Here is a 17423-nt window from a genome sequence, read left to right on the forward strand (position 1 = left end):
TCAATAGCCACAACATGAGAAATCATGTAGCGACGAAGCAAAAAAGCTGAAATCCTTCTTGCATAAAGCTTGTGGCAACGGCAATAGATGTCAAATGGGTTCTATAAACGGTGTTAATTTTCCCAGAATCCTTCAAATCTCTGCGCTGCGATATCTGAGTTAATAGAGTCTGTCATTAAAAAGGTAGTGTGTTAACTTTTATTGCGATGGCTATACATCGTTTAATTAAGAGGTATGTTGTTCTTTATATCGAGTTGCTCGGGATGGCAATAAATAGTAGTTGCTAAATATTAGGCAATAAAAACCAATCAATTCATTTCATTGCGACACTTTTTTTTCCAAAAATTTAAAAGGAGTTGGTTTGGCAAAAATCAAAATCAATTGGTGTCAGACGTTGATTTGGACAAGTTAAGTTGAGGGAAGAGTTTCATGATGCAACTCAATTTAAGTCGATCGCACAAGACGATCGCCCTAATATTCATTGCCTCCTTACTGATCAACGTGTTCGCGATCGAAAGCACGTACTCTCAGCAAAGCTGCCCAAAAGTGCAAACTTCAATTCAGATTATCGACGAAACGGGCGGGAGGTGGATTTCTGACACGTCCCTGTACGATTCACCTTTCAAGAACTATGTAACTACCATTTCCAAACACGTCAGGGCCAAGATTGACGGAATGGCTCAGTGCCACGGGGATTTGAAAAGTTCTCCAGAAGTCAAGCTTTTTTTCGTTTACCGTCGGCTGGTCACATCCACGCCAATCGTAGCACCGTTCAACTTAGAGCGTACACAATCTAATGGTACCGGGTATTTGGATAGTCCTTGGGTAAAACTCACGTTGGGCCGTTCGCCCAGGCTGGTTGTGCGTGCCGTGTTCCTATGGAACGAACAACAGTTTCTGCTCGACCAATCACTGATGTCGGGCATACGTGCCTCGCCCACCAATCCTCTGGTTCCGATCGATCAGGCGATCTTCGAGAAATTTGTAGAAGATTACACGGACTCTGTGGTGGATGTAAGGTCTCCAGAAGCCAAATCTGCCGGCCAAGCCAGTATTTCAAAGCGCTTGCCACCAGAAATATTTTGGCTGTTTCGTAATGCGCGGCAAAGCAGCTTGTCTGCGTTCCAGGTGGAAGTAACCTCCGCTCTTAACTCCATCCTTACGCAGGCAGCGATCGGATATACCGATCTTACCAAGGCTCTCGTTGACCAATTTTTTACATCAGCACAAACAGAGATCCGCTACGAAAGCGTTCTCGATCTCAAAGACATATTCACCCTCGATCGATACCGGGTTAACCGACTTCACTAAGGAAAAAAATCATGGTTTGGACTTTTTCTCAAAAGACGACGTTAACTGGTTTTATTCCTGCCGAAGAAGCAGCGATCCTTAAATTAGTTCATTGCAACACTTCTTTTTCTCAAATAGCTAAGTTAAGACGTGTTAGACGTTGATTTGGACAAGAAAGTTGAGGGAAGAGTTTCATGATGCCACTCAATTTAAGAATTCGATCTCACAAGATCGCCATAATACTTATGGCCTCCTTACTAATCAACGTACTTGCTATCAAAAGCACGTACTCTCAGCAGAACTGCCAAAATGTGCAAACTTCAATTCAGAGTATCGACGAAACGGGCGGGAGGCAGTTTTCTGGCACGTCCGTTGACAGTTTGCCGGATTCACCTTTCAAGAACTATGCAACTACAATTTCCCAACACGTCAGGGCCAAGATTGACGGAATGGCTCAGTGCCACGGGGATTTGAAAAGTTCTCCAGAAGTCAAGCTTTTTTTCGTTTATCGTCGGCTGGTCACATCCGTGAGTCCGCCAATTGAAGGGCCGTTCAACTTAGAGCGTACACAATCTAATGATACCAGGTATTTGGATAGTCCTTGGGTAAAACTCACGTTGGGCCGATCGCCCAGGCTCGTTGTGCGTGCCGTGTTCCTCTGGAGCGAACGACAGTTTCTGCTCGATCAAACACTGATGTCGGGCATACGTGCCTCACCCACCAATCCTATGGTTCCAATTGATGAGCCCATGTTCGAGCAATTTGTAAAAGATTATACGGACTCTGTGCTGGTTGTACCGTCTCAAGCCCGGCCTGCTGCCCAAGCCAGTATTTCAAAGCGCTTGCCACCAGAAATCCTTTGGCTGTTTCGCCATGCGTTTCAAAGCACACGCATTCCTTTCTCTAGGCATGCGAAATCCGCTCTTGTATCCGTCCTTGAGCGGGGAGCAAGCGGATATACCGATCTTACCAAGACCCTCGTTGACCAATTTTTCGCGTCAGAAACGACCCAGAGCCGCTACGAAAGCGTTCTCGATCTCAAAGACATATTCACCCTCGATCGATACCGGGTTAACAACCTTCTTCGTTAAGGAAAAAAATTATGGCTTGGACTTTTTCTTAAAAGACGACGTTAATTTGTGTCAGACGTTGATTTGGACAAGAAAGTTGAGGGAAGGGTTTCATTATGCCACTCAATTTAAGAATTCGATCGCACAAAACGATCGCCCTAATATTCATTGCCTCCTTACTGATCAACGTACTCGCGATGAAAAGCACGTACTCTCAGCAGAGCTGCCCAAAAGTGCAAACTTCAATTCAGATTATCGACGAAACGGGCGGGAGGCAGATTTCTGGCACCTCCGTTGACACTTTGCAGGATTCACCTTTCAAGAACTATGTCACTACCATTTCCAAACACGTCTCTGCCAAGATTGACGAAATATCGCAGTGCCACGGAGATTTGAAAAGTTCTCCAGAAGTCAAGCTTTTTTTCGTTTACCGTCCGCTGGTCAAATCCACAACTGCGCCAATCGTAGCACCGTTCGACTTAGAGCGTACACAATCCAATGATGCCAGGTATTTGGATAGTCCTTGGGTAAAACTCACGTTCAGCCGTTCGCCCAGGCTCGTTGTGCGTGCGGTGTTCCTGTGGAACGAACGACAGTTTCTGTTCGATCAAGCACTGATGTCGGGCATACGTGCCTCGCCCACCAATCCTCTGCTTCCGATTGATAACGGCATCTTCAGGCAATTTATACAAGATTACAAGGACTCTGTGCTGCTTGCACCGTCTCCAGAAGCCCTGCCTGCCGCCGAAGCCAGTATTTCAAAGCGTTTGCCACCAGATATTCTTTGGCTGTTTCGCTATGCGTCGGGGCAACGCGGTCCTTTCTACACGTGGCTGGACCTCGCTCTGAAATCCGCCGTTACGCGGGGAGCGATCGAATATACCGATCTTACCAAGACCCTCGTTGACCAATTTTTCGCGTCAGAAACGACTGAGATCCGCTACGAAAGCGTGCTCGATCTCAAAGACATATTCACTCTCGATCGATACCGGATTAACGACCTTCATTAAGGAAAAAAATTATGGCTTGGACATTTCGTGAAAAGACAAACTTCACGGGTTTTATTGCCGCCGACGAGCAACAGATCCTGGACACTATGCAGACAGCATACGACCGTTCGCCCACAGCTAAGACTATGTTCGACACTTGGATTAATGGCGGGAACATAATAAACATACAATTCCAGCCGGGCCAGTTTAAGGCTTTAACTACTAGGAGTGGTCCTCCTATTGGCATACTGCAAATTGATTTGGCAGAGTTGAGCAATGCAAGTTACATCACTCCGACTGGCAAAGCCGTAAAAGATACGTTACTCACGAGTTTAGTGCACGAGCTTGGTCATGCGCTGACCCCAAAAAAAGATAATCTGACGCCCACAGATTACAAAGGAGATAATGTTAGGTTTGTAAATCAGATTTACAAGGAGCTTGGTCTTCCCGAACAGCTTTCTTACATTGGATACGATCGTTACGGAACCCTTCATAAACTCAATTATGAGTATACAAACGGCGCGGCGATCGATGCTGCCAACAGTGATGACAACAACTGGAATTCGGCCGCACTCGGTGCATCGAACGACCTGCTGATCGGAGGGACATCCCCCAACACTCTTGAGTCTGGTGACGGCAATGACTTTTTGTTCGGCGGTGGTGGTGATGATACGTTGAACGGAGACGCTGGTACAGACACCGGAGTTTATTTTGGGACGAAAGCTGACTACGACATCAAGAAAAATTCAGACGGTTCTTGGTCAGTTCGCCATGCACGGGGTGCAAAGGATGCTGGTTCAGATACGCTGAAAAACGTCGAATTCGTGCAGTTTGACGGCGGTCAGACATACAAACTTGCACAAAGTGGTCTTACCTTCCAAACCGATTTCGCTCTTGTGATTGACACTACAGGCAGCATGGGTTCATCGATAGGAAGAGTGAAAGCGCAGGCATCCTCACTTATTGATGCAGTATTTGCTGGCGGCGAAAAGGATGGTCGTATTGGGATAGTCGGCTATAAGGACACTGCGAATGGGGAACCGTCATCGGTTATTCTCCCATTTACAGATCAAGATGACTTTGCAGCCAGAAAATCCGCCGCACTTGCAGCAATAAATAGCATTACTGTAGGCGGTGGCGGCGACCTGCCCGAGACAGCCTTTGACGGGCTTCGTGTTGCGCTAGACGGGTCTATGGGGAAATGGAGGTTTGGCGCAGGCGTGCTTCGGATCGCTCTATTTACAGACGCCGCAGCGAAAGACGGCGCCCTAGCCGGCCAAATAAACGCCCTTGCTAGCAGCATTGGAGCCACGATAGGAGCGCGTTCCTCCGTAGCGGGAGCGGGCGGCTCAGTCGATACCTTTAACCTGACATTGGGAAATGATAGTTCGAGCAGTACGCAACAACGAAGTAACCCAGGAGACCCCAACGCTAATCCCCCTTTCCCATTTGTGCCATCCAACAACCCCATCACTCCTGACCCGACGACTGCACAAGTCCAGATATTTACAATATTTACTGGCCCTAATGGTGTTGATACGTCTGCCCTTGAAGGCATAGCAAACACCACCGGAGGCGAGTTCCTTAAGGCCTCGACGGATCAGGACTTGGTGAACATCTTGCTCAACATCATCAATTTACCGCCTGGGTCTGTGAATACTCCTCCCACAGCGGTAAATGATAAGGTCACAACGAACCAGAACCTCGCTGTTAGTATAAATGTCTTGGCTAACGACAGCGACCCTAATAAAGATGTCATAACCATAAAGGCATTTGACAGCGTTTCTACGAAAGGAGGTAGCATTGCTCTTGATAATCGCGGTACGCCTAATAACTTTACTGACGATCGATTAGTTTACACTCCTTTAACGACCTTTAGTGGCAGTGACAGTTTCACTTATACGATTAGCGATGGAACTGGTACAGCTACGGCTTCAGTTTTTGTTGAAGTGGGCGTTGACCTGGACGGCAGTAACGGGACAGATGGACTAACAGGAACACCAGGAGACGATCGCCTTAATGCAGGGAATGGGAAAAGAACGCTTATTAACAGGAATGCAGTGTTATTAGGAGATGGTAACGACTCTATCAGCGCCGATGTAGACTCTCCCAACCGTGCGATTGAGAACTTCAACTTTATTGGAACTGGTGATGGTAACGACACAATCACTAGCACTGGCATCCTTTACAACGAGGGTATCATTAATACTGGCAGTGGTGATGACTATATCTTTGTTGATGGTTGCACTTGTACCGGATATGGCATTTATAACAACGGCGGTAACATTAATACTGGTGATGGTAACGACTCCATCATTGCTAATAAAGGCTTTAAGTCAGCCGCCAATAGCAGTGGAAGTGTGTTTTTAGGAGAGGGAGAAGACTATATCAAGGGTTTTGGGAGTGGTGATTTTTACGGCGGAAACGGTAATGACACACTAGAATTAACGCCAGGAAGTTATACCGTTGGGATATGGGGCACATCGAGGACTTTCACCCAAGGTGACCAACTCATGATAACTTCCGAGTTTGAAAAACTCATAGCTGGTGGCACAACGTATGACTTCAGCAGTTTGACTGCTGGTCAGACAATTACTATCCTCTAGCAGTCTATTTGGAAGTAGGGACAGCTAGCTATGAAAAAAGTTTTGCTGTCCTGAAAGAGCCTTGATTTTTAACTGATACAGCATATTCCATATATAGCCTTTCTCAGAAAGATGAGGTATAGCTGACAGCTTGTATAACCGCTTAGACGTATAGGGCTGAAGCCCAACAACGTACCTCATCTTTCTGATAAGCGCTATATATTTGGTACACACAATCCGATCTCCCGTGTAAGGTGCGTCGCCACCCGTACATCAGCAAGTTATATCCAATATCTAGCAGCGACGCACCCTACAGACCTTAGCATACCAAGTCTGCTGCTACTAATTATATTTACTTAAGTGTGTATTTATACAATTATGCAGCGATCCTACTTGGTAGATACCGCTGTACAATACGGTCAAGACACAAACCAATATGTCCCGATCGAGATTTTAAATCAAATTTAAGATGTTACTTTTGCACGCATTTTTAGATTTCACGGACTGCTTTACGGACTCCGATCGCGAGTCGATCGACTCTAGCCCCAGTTATTGGTACGAAGGGCATTGCCCTCAAAGTGCGGATCTGCTGAGATTGCCGCGTACTCGAATGTCTGAAGAGATCGCCAGGGGTTTGATGGAGTACCTTGCTGCTGACGATTCCTACAATCGCGAGGGGAAGATGTACGGCATCTTGCTGGTGGAAATGCCTTCGGGGGAACAGCGAATTCTCAAAGCATTTTCTGGGTTGTTGAACGGTTGCTGCGTTGTTGACGGCTGGGTGCCGCCGATTCCGGGGCGATCGCGAGTTGCTTTGACAGAAGCCCGCACGCTGGCCCAATTGGAGGCGATGAAACAGGAACTGATTGCACTGAATCAACTCCCGCAGCGACAGGAATATGCAGCCTTATTGAGCGAATTTGAATTGCAATTGCAAGTTTTGAATGCGCGGCACCGCAATTGCAAGCAGCAGCGAGACGAACAACGTCAATTACTGTGTCAAACTCTCGCAGGAGACACACTCTTAATAGCCCTGGAAAAACTAAATCAAGAAAGCCGTTTGGAGGGAATTGAATGCAGGCAATTAAAACGGCAGCGGGATGCAATATTGCAGCCTATAAAAAAGATCGTTGAAGCTGCCGATGAGCGGATGCGGGTGCTGAAACAAGCGCGAAAAGAACTTTCCCGCCAACTTCAGGCCGAGATGCACGCAGCTTACAGTCTGGTGAATTTTTTGGGTAAATCGCGATCGATCCAGGAATTGATGCCAACTAATTCTATTCCCACTGGCACCGGCGACTGCTGCGCGCCAAAATTGCTGCACTGCGCGGCTGTACACAATCTGAAACCGCTAGCAATGGCTGAGTTTTGGTGGGGGCCGCCATCGGGTGACAAAGTTCCGGGAGAGTTTTATGGTGCTTGTAGCGATCGGTGTCAGCCGTTGATGGGTTTTTTGCTGTCAGGATTGCCACAAAATCCAATTGTTTCGGGGCCGAAAGCTTACCCGGCTTTTACATCGCCAGCTAATAGTAAAAATCTGTCAAAAGCCCCATTTAAAAAAAGTGTAAATCAGTCTTTTAATGGTGGCATCGAAGCCCGCCCGACAAGTCAGACTTTTAGGGGCGGGCAAGATACCCAACCCCTACTCCCCACAAATCATCAAAACAATCATGGTGGAACGGGCATCTTGCCCGTTACCGATCGCTCTTGGGGCACGCAAGATGCCCAACCCCTACTCCCCACAAATCTCAAAAGATTTGCTGGAACGAGCATCTTGCCAGTCACCAATCCCCAGGAAATGCTGCCAATTGTTTATGAAGACAAATGGTTGATTGCCGTCAATAAACCCTCAGGTTTGCTGTCAGTTCCAGGTCGTTATTTGGAAAATCAAGATAGCGTTTTGAGTCGCTTGCAAAACTTGTTACAGGACGGGTTAGAACTGACGGCGGTGCATCGGTTAGATTTAGCAACATCTGGGATTTTGTTGCTGGCGCGGGACAAAGAAACGAGCAGTCAACTAAGCCTGCAATTTGAGAAACGGCGGGTTCACAAAGTTTATGAAGCAGTGCTTTCGGGGACTGTCAACATAGAGGCGGGGACGATCGAACTCCCGGTAAAAGAAGACCCGAAAAATTCCCTGGTTCAGCAAGTTAATTGGGAGTATGGAAAACCCAGCGTTACTCGGTTTCAGGTAATGGCGAAGGAGGGAAATTGTACTCGCGTTGAGTTTTTGCCGCTGACGGGGCGCACGCATCAATTGAGGGTTCATGCAGCGGATGTTCGAGGGCTGGGAATGCCGATTTTGGGCGATCGACTTTACGGATGTCGCGCCGCTGCGAACCGACTGCACTTGCACGCGCGGGAACTCTCCTTTGAGCATCCGCAGTTGGGTTCAAGACTCAGCTTACAGGTGGCGACGCCATTTTGATCGCGCGGGCGATCGCAAGTCCGATAGTGCGATCGCCTGCAAGTAAAATAACAAGCATAGGAATTTCAACTCGCCTCTGTTTAGGAAACCTGAAAATGCTACAGACTCCCACGAAAACCCTTACCCTAGAAGAGTTTCTGAAGCTGCCGGAAACGGAACCCCCCAGCGAATACATTAATGGACGTATCATCCAAAAACCAATGCCACAAGGAGAAGACAGCGCAATTCAGACAGAATTGCCACCTGCAATTAACTCGGTGCTAAGATCCCAGAAGATTGCCCGAGCTTTCTCAGAACTCCGTTGCACTTTTGGTGGGCGATCGATTATACCCGATGTTTCGATATTCTTGTGGAACAGGATTCCTCGCCAGGAAAATGGTGCAGTGGCTAATGTTTTCTCAATTGCTCCAGATTGGACGATAGAAATTCTTTCGCCCGACCAAAGCCAAACAAAGGTAACTAAAAATATTCTACATTGCTTGGCTTGCGGAACGCAAATGGGCTGGCTGATTGACCCATCTGAGCAATGTGTATTTGTTTATTTGCGCGATCGACCAACAGCATTTTTTGACGAACCAGATGTACTGTTACCAGTGCCAGAATTTGCCAGAGAATTCAATCTGACAGTTAAAGGTTTATTTAGTTGGCTGATTGAGTAATACTAATTTTCAAAACTTTGACAACAGTAGTCGTAGGGTGTGTCGCTTTCACAAATCCCTGGGATAAAATGGACAATCAAGCGAGTGACGCACCAGTTGTAGGGTGTGTCGCTTTCAAAAATCCCTGGGATAAAATTGACAATCAACCGAGCGACGCACCTGGATATTCAATAGTTAACAAAAAAACCAAACAACATAATTGTTGGGCGGAATAAAACGGAGGGTTGTTTACTCGAACCGCAATCGCATAGGTGCGTCGCTACCAGATTGTCGATTTTTTTAGTGATTTTTGAGAGCGACGCACCCTACTACTTGAAAATCAAGGAGTGCTATATATAGATATGCTGACAAAGATTAGCACACAAGTTCTGTTTCAGTTATCTTGAAAAGCGATTGAACTCCAATTGCTCAAATTATTCAGTAAAGGACATAGCGAGATTATGACAGCTCAAACAACATCTTCACTCCTGCTGAGCCCCTTCAAATTGGGAGATTTATCCTTAAAAAACCGGGTAGTCATGGCACCCATGACGCGGGCCAGGGCTGGTGAAACGCGGATGCCCAACGCTTGGATGGCAGAGTATTACGCTCAGCGGGCCAGTGCTGGTTTGATCCTGACAGAAGCTACGGTGATTTCTTCTCAAGCTAACGGTTGGCTGAATACGCCCGGTATTTATTCAGACGAGCAAGCCGAAGCTTGGAAACAAGTTGTAAATGCGGTGCACGGCCGCGAAACACCAATTTTCATGCAGCTTTGGCACTGCGGGCGGGCTTCTCACAGCAGTTTTCAAGAAAACAATCAATTGCCAGTTGCAGCGTCTGCTATCAAAATCAACGGAGAAGGCATTCATACCCCTGCGGGCAAACAACCCTACGAAACTCCGCGCGCTCTAGAAACAGATGAAATCTCGATCGTTGTGGAAGATTATCGCAAGGCGGCAGAAAAAGCAAAAATGGCAGGTTTTGACGGTGTAGAAATTCACGGTGCTAACGGCTATTTAATTGACACGTTCCTGCAATCCAAAACCAATCACCGCACAGATTCCTATGGCGGTTCAGTCGAAAATCGCTATCGTTTTCTCAAGGAAATTGTGGAGGCAATTCTGACAGTGTTTCCTGCCAACCGAGTTGGAGTTCGACTTTCTCCCAACGGTGTTTACAATGATATGGGTTCTCCAGATTATCGCGAAACTTTTCTGTATATCGCAAGTCAGTTAAATACCTACGGTTTAGCTTACCTTCACCTTTTTGATGGTTTAGCTTTTGGCTTTCACGAATTGGGAACGCCGATGGTGATAGGAGAGTTTCGCGATGTATTTTCCCAGCCGCTGATTGGTAACTGCGGATATACTCAAGAACTCGCCGAAAGCGCTTTGAGCAGCCACGTGGCGGATTTAATTGCTTTTGGTCGGGATTTTATCAGCAATCCAGATTTGGTAGAGCGTTTTGCTGGGGGTTGGCCTCTCAATCCGCCTGCGGTCGTCGGCGTCTGGTATTCTTTTGGGCCTGAAGGTTATATTGACTTTCCAACTTATCAGGAAGCGGCAGCTATTTCTTAGTTTAGTCGTGCGGGGCGGGGCGATACCGAGTATCGCAACCGCCTTTGTGGGTTACGAAGCAATGCCAGTAATGATATGCAAGACTTCCCTGGAGAGTTGTCCGGCTTTGGAGGCGAATTTACCAGCTCGTTTCCCGCTCTTAGAAAAGTGCTTTAATGAATAGAAATAGCAATCATTTTTAGCCGGAGTTCTACGCACGATTCATGATAGATGAAGTTGTTGATTTCACCCAAACTGTCGATTTAACCAACTGCGATCGCGAACCGATTCAAATTCCAGGGCTGATTCAGCCCCACGGGGTGCTGTTGGTTTTGCAGGAACCTGACTTGAAGATTGTCCAGGTCAGCAATAACACGTTGGCTTTGCTAGGTAAACAGCCTCAAGATCTGTTGGGCAAACCGCTATTAAACTTACTGGCTCCCCAGCAGATTAATGCAATTCGGCAGTGCTTAAGCGAAGACTTTGAGTATGTAAATCCGTTAGATATTTCTCTGAAAGCTAAAACAAAATTACTTCTGTTTGATGGCATTGTTCATCGCTGCAATACCATAATCTTTTTAGAATTGGAACCCAAAAAGAAAAGACAAAAAACAGACTTTTTCAATTTTTACCAGCGATTAAAAGGAACGATTACTAAAATTCAAAAGGCTCCAACCTTGCTGGAGATGTGCGAGGTTGTAGTTAAAGAAGTGCGAAAAATCACTGGATTCGATCGCGTTATGGTATATCAATTTGATGCCGCAGGAGCGGGACGGGTGATTGCAGAAGATCGGGTAGAAACGCTAACGCCTTATCTGGGCTTGCACTATCCGCCCAGCGACATTCCCCAGCAAGCGAGAGAGCTTTATACCCTCAACTGGTTGCGATTAATTCCCGACTCCTCCTATGAGCCTGTGGCGTTAGTGCCACCGGACAATCCGTTAGACTCGCGCCCGACGGATTTGAGTTTATCGGTGCTGCGGAGCGTGTCTCCCGTACACTTAGAATACCTCAAAAATATGGGTGTATCAGCCTCCATGTCTATTTCACTGATCCAAGACCAAAAATTATGGGGGCTGATTGCTTGCCATCATTCGACGCCGAACTACGTCCCCTATAGCGTGCGAACCATGTGCGAGTTTGTGGGGCAGGTAATGTCGATCGAACTGGCAAACAAAAAAGATCGTGAAGACTTAGACTACAAAATGACACTGAAGTCGCTGCAAAGCAAGTTTGTAGAATCGTTAGCTCAGTCAAAAAGCTTCTGGGATGGATTAGTTCAACTCAACTCGAACCTGCTAGAGCTAGTGGGTGCGACGGGAGTGGCGGTTTGCGCGGGAGAACAAGTTATTTGTATTGGTGAAACGCCCGCAGAAGCTGAAATTCCTGCCCTGCGGGAATGGATTAAAAGCCAAATTCAACACAACCTGTTTCAAACCCGATCGCTATCTGAAATTTATCCAACCGCAGAGTCATTTAAGAGCGTTGCGAGTGGACTGTTAGCATTAGAAATTTCCAAAGTCAACCAAAATTATATACTCTGGTTCCGTCCAGAAGTGATTCAAACAGTCAACTGGGGCGGCAACCCGAACAAACCTGTCGAAGTCACAATCGATCGCGAGATGCGGTTGTCTCCTCGCAAATCCTTTGAACTCTGGCAACAAACGGTGCAGGGCTGCTCGTTACCCTGGAAGTCCTGCGAGATCGAAGTCGCCACCGAACTGTGCAGCCTGATCGTCGGGATTATCCTCAGTCAGGCAGATGAAATGGCAAAGATCAATCTAGAATTGGAACGCAGTAACACTGAATTAGATGCCTTCGCCTACGTCGCATCCCACGATCTCAAAGAACCGCTGCGCGGCATTCATAACTATTCCAATTTCTTGATAGAAGATTACGGGGATGTGTTGGATTCTGACGGCATCGCTAAATTGCAAACGCTGGTGCGCCTAACCCAACGCATGGAGGATCTGATTAACTCTCTGCTACACTATTCTCGGCTGGGACGCACCGAACTTTCGCGCCAACCGACAAATCTCAACGATTTAGTGCGACAGTCGATCGACATTTTAAAGATCGGCGGGCCTCCGCAAGCGATCGAGTTTCGGACTCAATCGTTGCCGACAGTTGCCTGCGATCGCACTCTAGTTAGCGAGTTATTCCTCAACCTGATGAGTAACGCGATTAAATATAATAATAAAACCGAGAAATGGGTGGAAATTGGTTCGATCGAATCAGAACCCGGGAGCAGTAACGACCCAAGTTTATATACGTTTTATGTGCGAGATAACGGCATTGGCATCGCCCAAAAGCATTTGGAGCGAGTTTTTCAGATATTCAAGCGACTCCACGCACAAGACGAATATGGTGGCGGTACAGGAGCAGGTTTGACGATCGTCCAAAAAATTGTCGATCGACACGGGGGAAAAATTTGGGTAGAATCGACGCCCGGTGAGGGCAGCACGTTTTACTTCACATTGTCAGCGGCGGTCAAACCATGACCGGATATTCAGCGATGCGTGCTATGCAACTCCCTCCCTTGCTGATCGTTGAAGACAGCAACGAAGACTTTGAAGCACTCCAACGTTATTTAAACCAATCTTTTTCGGATATCCCCGTCTATCGCTGCACTGATGGCGATCGGGTTCTGGCGTTTCTCTACCGCACGGATCCCTACGCCAATCCTAACACTGCTCCGCGTCCGGGACTGATTCTGCTAGACCTCAACTTACCGGGAACGGATGGGCGAGAGGTACTATATAAAATAAAACAGGATCGGAATTTGAAACAGATTCCGGTGGTTGTTTTCACCACCTCTAACAATCCCAAAGACATCGCAGCCTGCTACGAACAAGGGGCGAACAGCTATATCATCAAACCTATGGACTTCAAATTATTGAAGCAAACTATTCAGACGTTGTTGAGCTACTGGTTTGAAATCACGATGCTCCCTGTTCAGTCTCCCGAGGAAGACCAGTTTTGACATTCTCAGGTCTAAAGACACGCTCGATTCTCTAAGACAAGCTTAGAAAGGATAGTCAAAGATCCTTCTAGACACTCAAGACAACTATCAAACGATGTTGCAATTGTGCTTACTTTTACCTTTGTTTTCAGTCTATCGCGCTTGCCAGTTGTGGTACGCTCTACAACCTGCCATTATTTACCCTTTCTTGTCATACTGCCGTTAAGTACACTTAACCGTTGTTTCGCGGGGGTCGGGATTTCTCCGTACTAGGATGTTTCAACACGTAGATAGTTCTTTTCTTACTCACAAATCTAGTATACAATAAATTGTTTCTACCACGCAATAAGAAAGAAAAAGACGGGGACTGAAGTCCCCCGACTCACTTCCCACGAGCGGGCTAAAGCCACGCTCGTTTCCCGCTTCCGGTATAAATTTTTATGAGTAAAGTTGAGCGCACTGTTTTGATTGTGGAGGATAACCCGGAAGACACTGAAATGTACCGGCGGTATTTGCTGCGCGATCGCGAGTATAACTATACGATCGTGGCTGCAAAGTCTGGACAGCAAGGGCTGGCTCTGTGGCAGCAGCACCAGCCAGATGTGGTGTTGCTCGACTACCGACTGCCAGATTTGGATGGGCTAGAATTTCTGGCAGCCTGGGAAACCGAAGCACAGCAACCAAATTTACCCGTGATTATGGTGACGGGGCAGGGGAATGAGGCAATCGCAGTCCAGGCAATCAAAGCAGGCGCCCAAGACTATCTCGTGAAAGGGCAAATCACCCCAGAGAGTTTGCAATTGGCCGTGCACAGGACGATCGCAGCCGTGGAGTTACGCCAGCAACTGCAACAGCGGATCGATCGAGAGCGGGCGATCGCGCGGATAGCACAGAAAGTGCATGGAACGCTCAACCTAGAAGAAATTTTATACATCACTGTCGAAGAAGTGCGACAGTTCCTGCATACCGATCGCGCGATCGTGTTTCGGTTAGAACCAGACGGTATAGGAACTGTGATGGCAGAATCCGTTGGGGATCGATGGATATCGATTCTGTCAGCCCAGATCTACGATCCTTGTTTTGTCGAGAGCTATGTCGATCGCTACCGTCTGGGAATGGTGAGTACAAAAGCAGATATTCACGACGGCAGCATTTCCCCGTGCCACGTGGAACTCTTGAGTCAGTACCAAGTTAAGGCGAATCTAGTGGTTCCCATTTTGCACGAAGACCAGTTTTGGGGAGTGCTGATTGCTCATCACTGCGCCTCCCCCCGCGAGTGGCAACCGTTGGAAATTGACTTGCTCCAGGAACTGTCAATTCAGGTGAGCATTGCGATCAGACAGGCGGAGCTTTACGAGCAAGCACAACGCGAAATCGCCGAACGCAAACGCACTGAGGAAGCGTTGGGAGGCAGCGAAGAAAGACTGCGGTTGGGGCTAGATGCCGCCCGCATGGGAACCTGGGACTGGAATATTCCAGACAACCATATTACCTGGTCTTCTAACATGGAAGACTTGTTTGGGTTGGCGCCTGGAGAGTTTGAGGGCTCTTACTACCAGTTTGTGGAAAGGCTGCATCCAGAAGACCGCGATCGCGTGCTAGAAGCGATCGATGCTGCGATCGCTACGGGAGCCAACTATGAGATTGAATTTCGGGTGATCTATCCCAACGGCAGAATCAGGTGGGCGCTGAGCCTGGGGAAAGTGTTTTATAATGAGCTCGGGCAAGCGATACGGATGTCGGGCGTAGATTTGGATATTACCCCTCGCAAGCACACCGAGGAAGCGCTGCGTCACAGTGAAGAGTTTAGAAAACGGGTGTTAGACAGCAGCAGCGACTGCATCAAAGTGCTGGATCTGGATGCACGGCTGTTATACATGAATGCAGGAGGGCTGTGCCTGTTGGAGATCGACGATCTCACCCCCTACCTGAACGCGGAATGGCTCTGTTTTTGGCAAGATGAAGCTCGGGAAGAGGTGGAAGCTGCGATCGCGGTGGCGAAGGCAGGAGAAGTGGCTAGATTTCAGGGCTTTTGTGCCACCGCCAAAGGCACGCCAAAATGGTGGGATGTCGTGTTAGCACCGATCCGGGATGTGGCAGGCCAAGTTGTACAAATCTTATCGACTTCGCGGGATATCACCGATCGCAAACAAGCGGAAATCGAACGCGATCGCATTCTGCAATTAAAACAAGCTGCCCTGGCGGAGTCGGAAAGAGTTAACCGGATCAAAGACGAGTTTCTGGCGGTGCTTTCTCACGAGTTGCGATCGCCCCTCAACCCGATCTTAGGCTGGACGAAGTTGCTGCAAACTGGCAGGCTGGATCAAACCAAAACTGTAGCAGCGTTAGCGACGATCGAACGGAATGCCCTGGCACAGGCTCAATTGATTGACGACTTGCTCGATATGGCTAGCGTGCTGCGGGGAAAACTGAGTTTGAACGTGACTGCCGTCAATTTGTTATCTACGATTGAATGTGCGATCGAAACAGTGCAGACTGCCGCCACCGCCAAGTCAATTGTGATTCATCCGGTGCTATCCAATATCGGGCAAGTGTCTGGGGATGGAGTTCGCCTCCAGCAAATTGTCTGGAATTTGCTTTCCAACGCTGTCAAGTTCACTCCCAAGGGTGGACGAGTAGACATTAAACTAGACGAAGCAGACAACCAAGCGCAGATTGTGGTAACAGATACTGGCAAAGGCATCAATCGAGACTTTTTGCCCTACATCTTTGAGTCTTTCCGCCAAGAAGATGCTTCTGTTACTCGCAAACACGGGGGGCTAGGGTTGGGACTGGCGATCGTTTATCAACTGGTAGAAGCCCACGGCGGAACAATCAAAGCTGACAGTTTTGGGGAAGGAAAAGGAGCCACTTTTAGAGTCACTCTGCCGCTGCTGAACGTCAAAACAGGGGAAAATCCGGACAAGTTATTAGAAGCAGAACAGGATCTCAGAGGCATCCGAGTGTTGGCAATTGATGACGAGGCAGACAGCCGGGAAGTAATCGGCGCATTCCTGGTTATGGCTGGAGCACAGGTGATGACAGTTGCATCTGCGGCTGAATTTATCGTAGCGCTAGAGTCGTTTGTGCCGGATGTTTTGGTGAGCGATATTGGAATGCCAGAAATGGATGGCTACAGCTTGATCGGATATGTGCGTTCTCTATCACCTGAGCGGGGGGGATTGATCCCGGCGATCGCACTGACTGCCTATGCTGGAGAAATCAACCACCAACAAGCTCTGGCAGCAGGCTTTCAGAGGCACATTTCCAAGCCGGTCGAGCCAAATCTATTGGTTGGGGCGATCGGGGATTTACTGAGCAAATAGCCATGGAAAAAGCCGCCTAACTTGAGCCAAAGCTTCTTCGCCTGCAATCGGTTGGACTGCACCATCCCGAACTTCGTCTCTGCGTCTTTTTGCTTCAGTAATCCAAACTGCCTGAATTGCTGAGTCGGTGTCGAATTCTAAGCTTTCTACCAATTTGTCTGCAAGAAGTGCCCTTGATTCATGAGGTAAAGATAATATTTCCTTTGTCAGTTGCTCGATCGACCGCATAGCTCCTCGCAGAATAATAAACTATAAACGTATTGTAACAAAAATTTGATGCGAGCAGATATTGATAAATTATTTCTCAAACATAGTCCATACCTGATACTTTTAACCCAGACAATTTCCGACTACTTTTCAATGCGTTCAAGTTCTTCCCTGAGGACTCGTCGCAAAATTTCCTCTAACGATTCCCGACGTTGCTGAATGTATTGGCGCAAAGCCTCATTGGCGTTGCTGAATCAAGGTATGAATGCTCCAGGAATGGGAATATCGTCAAACTTCAAGTAATGTATTAATAATTTAATAGAATGCTTGAGCATTTCCTCACATTTAGAATAACAAAGAGTCTTGCGA

Annotated in this window: 11 protein-coding genes; 10 read left to right on the top strand and 1 reads right to left on the bottom strand. The window is 47.5% G+C overall.

From position 1 onward, the window contains the following. The first annotated feature begins 429 nt into the window (after positions 1-429). From QZW82_RS16995 to QZW82_RS17040, 10 genes are all read left to right on the top strand, one after another. The gene (locus QZW82_RS16995; RefSeq protein WP_293150173.1) at positions 430-1311 is read left to right on the top strand and encodes a hypothetical protein; all 882 of its coding nucleotides are present in this window, start codon (positions 430-432) and stop codon (positions 1309-1311) included. 173 nt (positions 1312-1484) lie between these two features. Beyond that, entirely contained in the window at positions 1485-2381 is an 897-nt protein-coding gene (locus tag QZW82_RS17000; protein ID WP_293150175.1) for a hypothetical protein, read from the top strand. A gap of 95 nt (positions 2382-2476) precedes the next feature. After that, the gene (locus QZW82_RS17005) at positions 2477-3370 is read left to right on the top strand and encodes a hypothetical protein (protein WP_293150177.1); all 894 of its coding nucleotides are present in this window, start codon (positions 2477-2479) and stop codon (positions 3368-3370) included. An 11-nt stretch (positions 3371-3381) separates the two neighbouring features. Next, on the top strand, positions 3382-5955 hold the full coding sequence (locus tag QZW82_RS17010) for an Ig-like domain-containing protein (protein WP_293150179.1): 2574 nt from the start codon (positions 3382-3384) through the stop codon (positions 5953-5955). A 448-nt stretch (positions 5956-6403) separates the two neighbouring features. Continuing rightward, positions 6404-8362: a pseudouridine synthase gene (locus QZW82_RS17015; RefSeq protein WP_293150181.1), complete on the top strand. Its 1959-nt coding sequence runs from the start codon at positions 6404-6406 to the stop codon at positions 8360-8362. A 95-nt stretch (positions 8363-8457) separates the two neighbouring features. Further along, on the top strand, positions 8458-9021 hold the full coding sequence (locus tag QZW82_RS17020) for a Uma2 family endonuclease (protein ID WP_293150183.1): 564 nt from the start codon (positions 8458-8460) through the stop codon (positions 9019-9021). 440 nt (positions 9022-9461) lie between these two features. Continuing rightward, complete coding sequence (locus tag QZW82_RS17025; protein ID WP_293150185.1) at positions 9462-10580, top strand: alkene reductase; 1119 nt, start codon at positions 9462-9464, stop codon at positions 10578-10580. Positions 10581-10783: 203 nt separating this feature from the next. After that, positions 10784-13060, top strand: a complete 2277-nt coding sequence (locus QZW82_RS17030) for an ATP-binding protein (protein ID WP_293150187.1) — start codon at positions 10784-10786, stop codon at positions 13058-13060. Positions 13061-13083: 23 nt separating this feature from the next. Further along, the gene (locus QZW82_RS17035; RefSeq protein ID WP_293150189.1) at positions 13084-13542 is read left to right on the top strand and encodes a response regulator; all 459 of its coding nucleotides are present in this window, start codon (positions 13084-13086) and stop codon (positions 13540-13542) included. A gap of 419 nt (positions 13543-13961) precedes the next feature. After that, positions 13962-16847 carry a response regulator gene (locus QZW82_RS17040; protein WP_293150191.1) on the top strand — a complete coding sequence of 962 codons (2886 nt, stop codon included), beginning with the start codon at positions 13962-13964 and terminating at the stop codon, positions 16845-16847. Here QZW82_RS17040 and QZW82_RS17045 read toward each other — a convergent pair. Beyond that, positions 16833-17075 carry an addiction module protein gene (locus QZW82_RS17045; RefSeq protein ID WP_293150192.1) on the bottom strand — a complete coding sequence of 81 codons (243 nt, stop codon included), beginning with the start codon at positions 17073-17075 and terminating at the stop codon, positions 16833-16835. The two genes, QZW82_RS17040 and QZW82_RS17045, sit on opposite strands and share 15 nt — an antisense overlap. Positions 17076-17423: the final 348 nt, after the last annotated feature.

Source organism: Microcoleus sp. bin48.metabat.b7b8b9.023, assembly GCF_013299185.1.
Taxonomy (GTDB): Bacteria; Cyanobacteriota; Cyanobacteriia; order Cyanobacteriales; family Microcoleaceae; genus Microcoleus.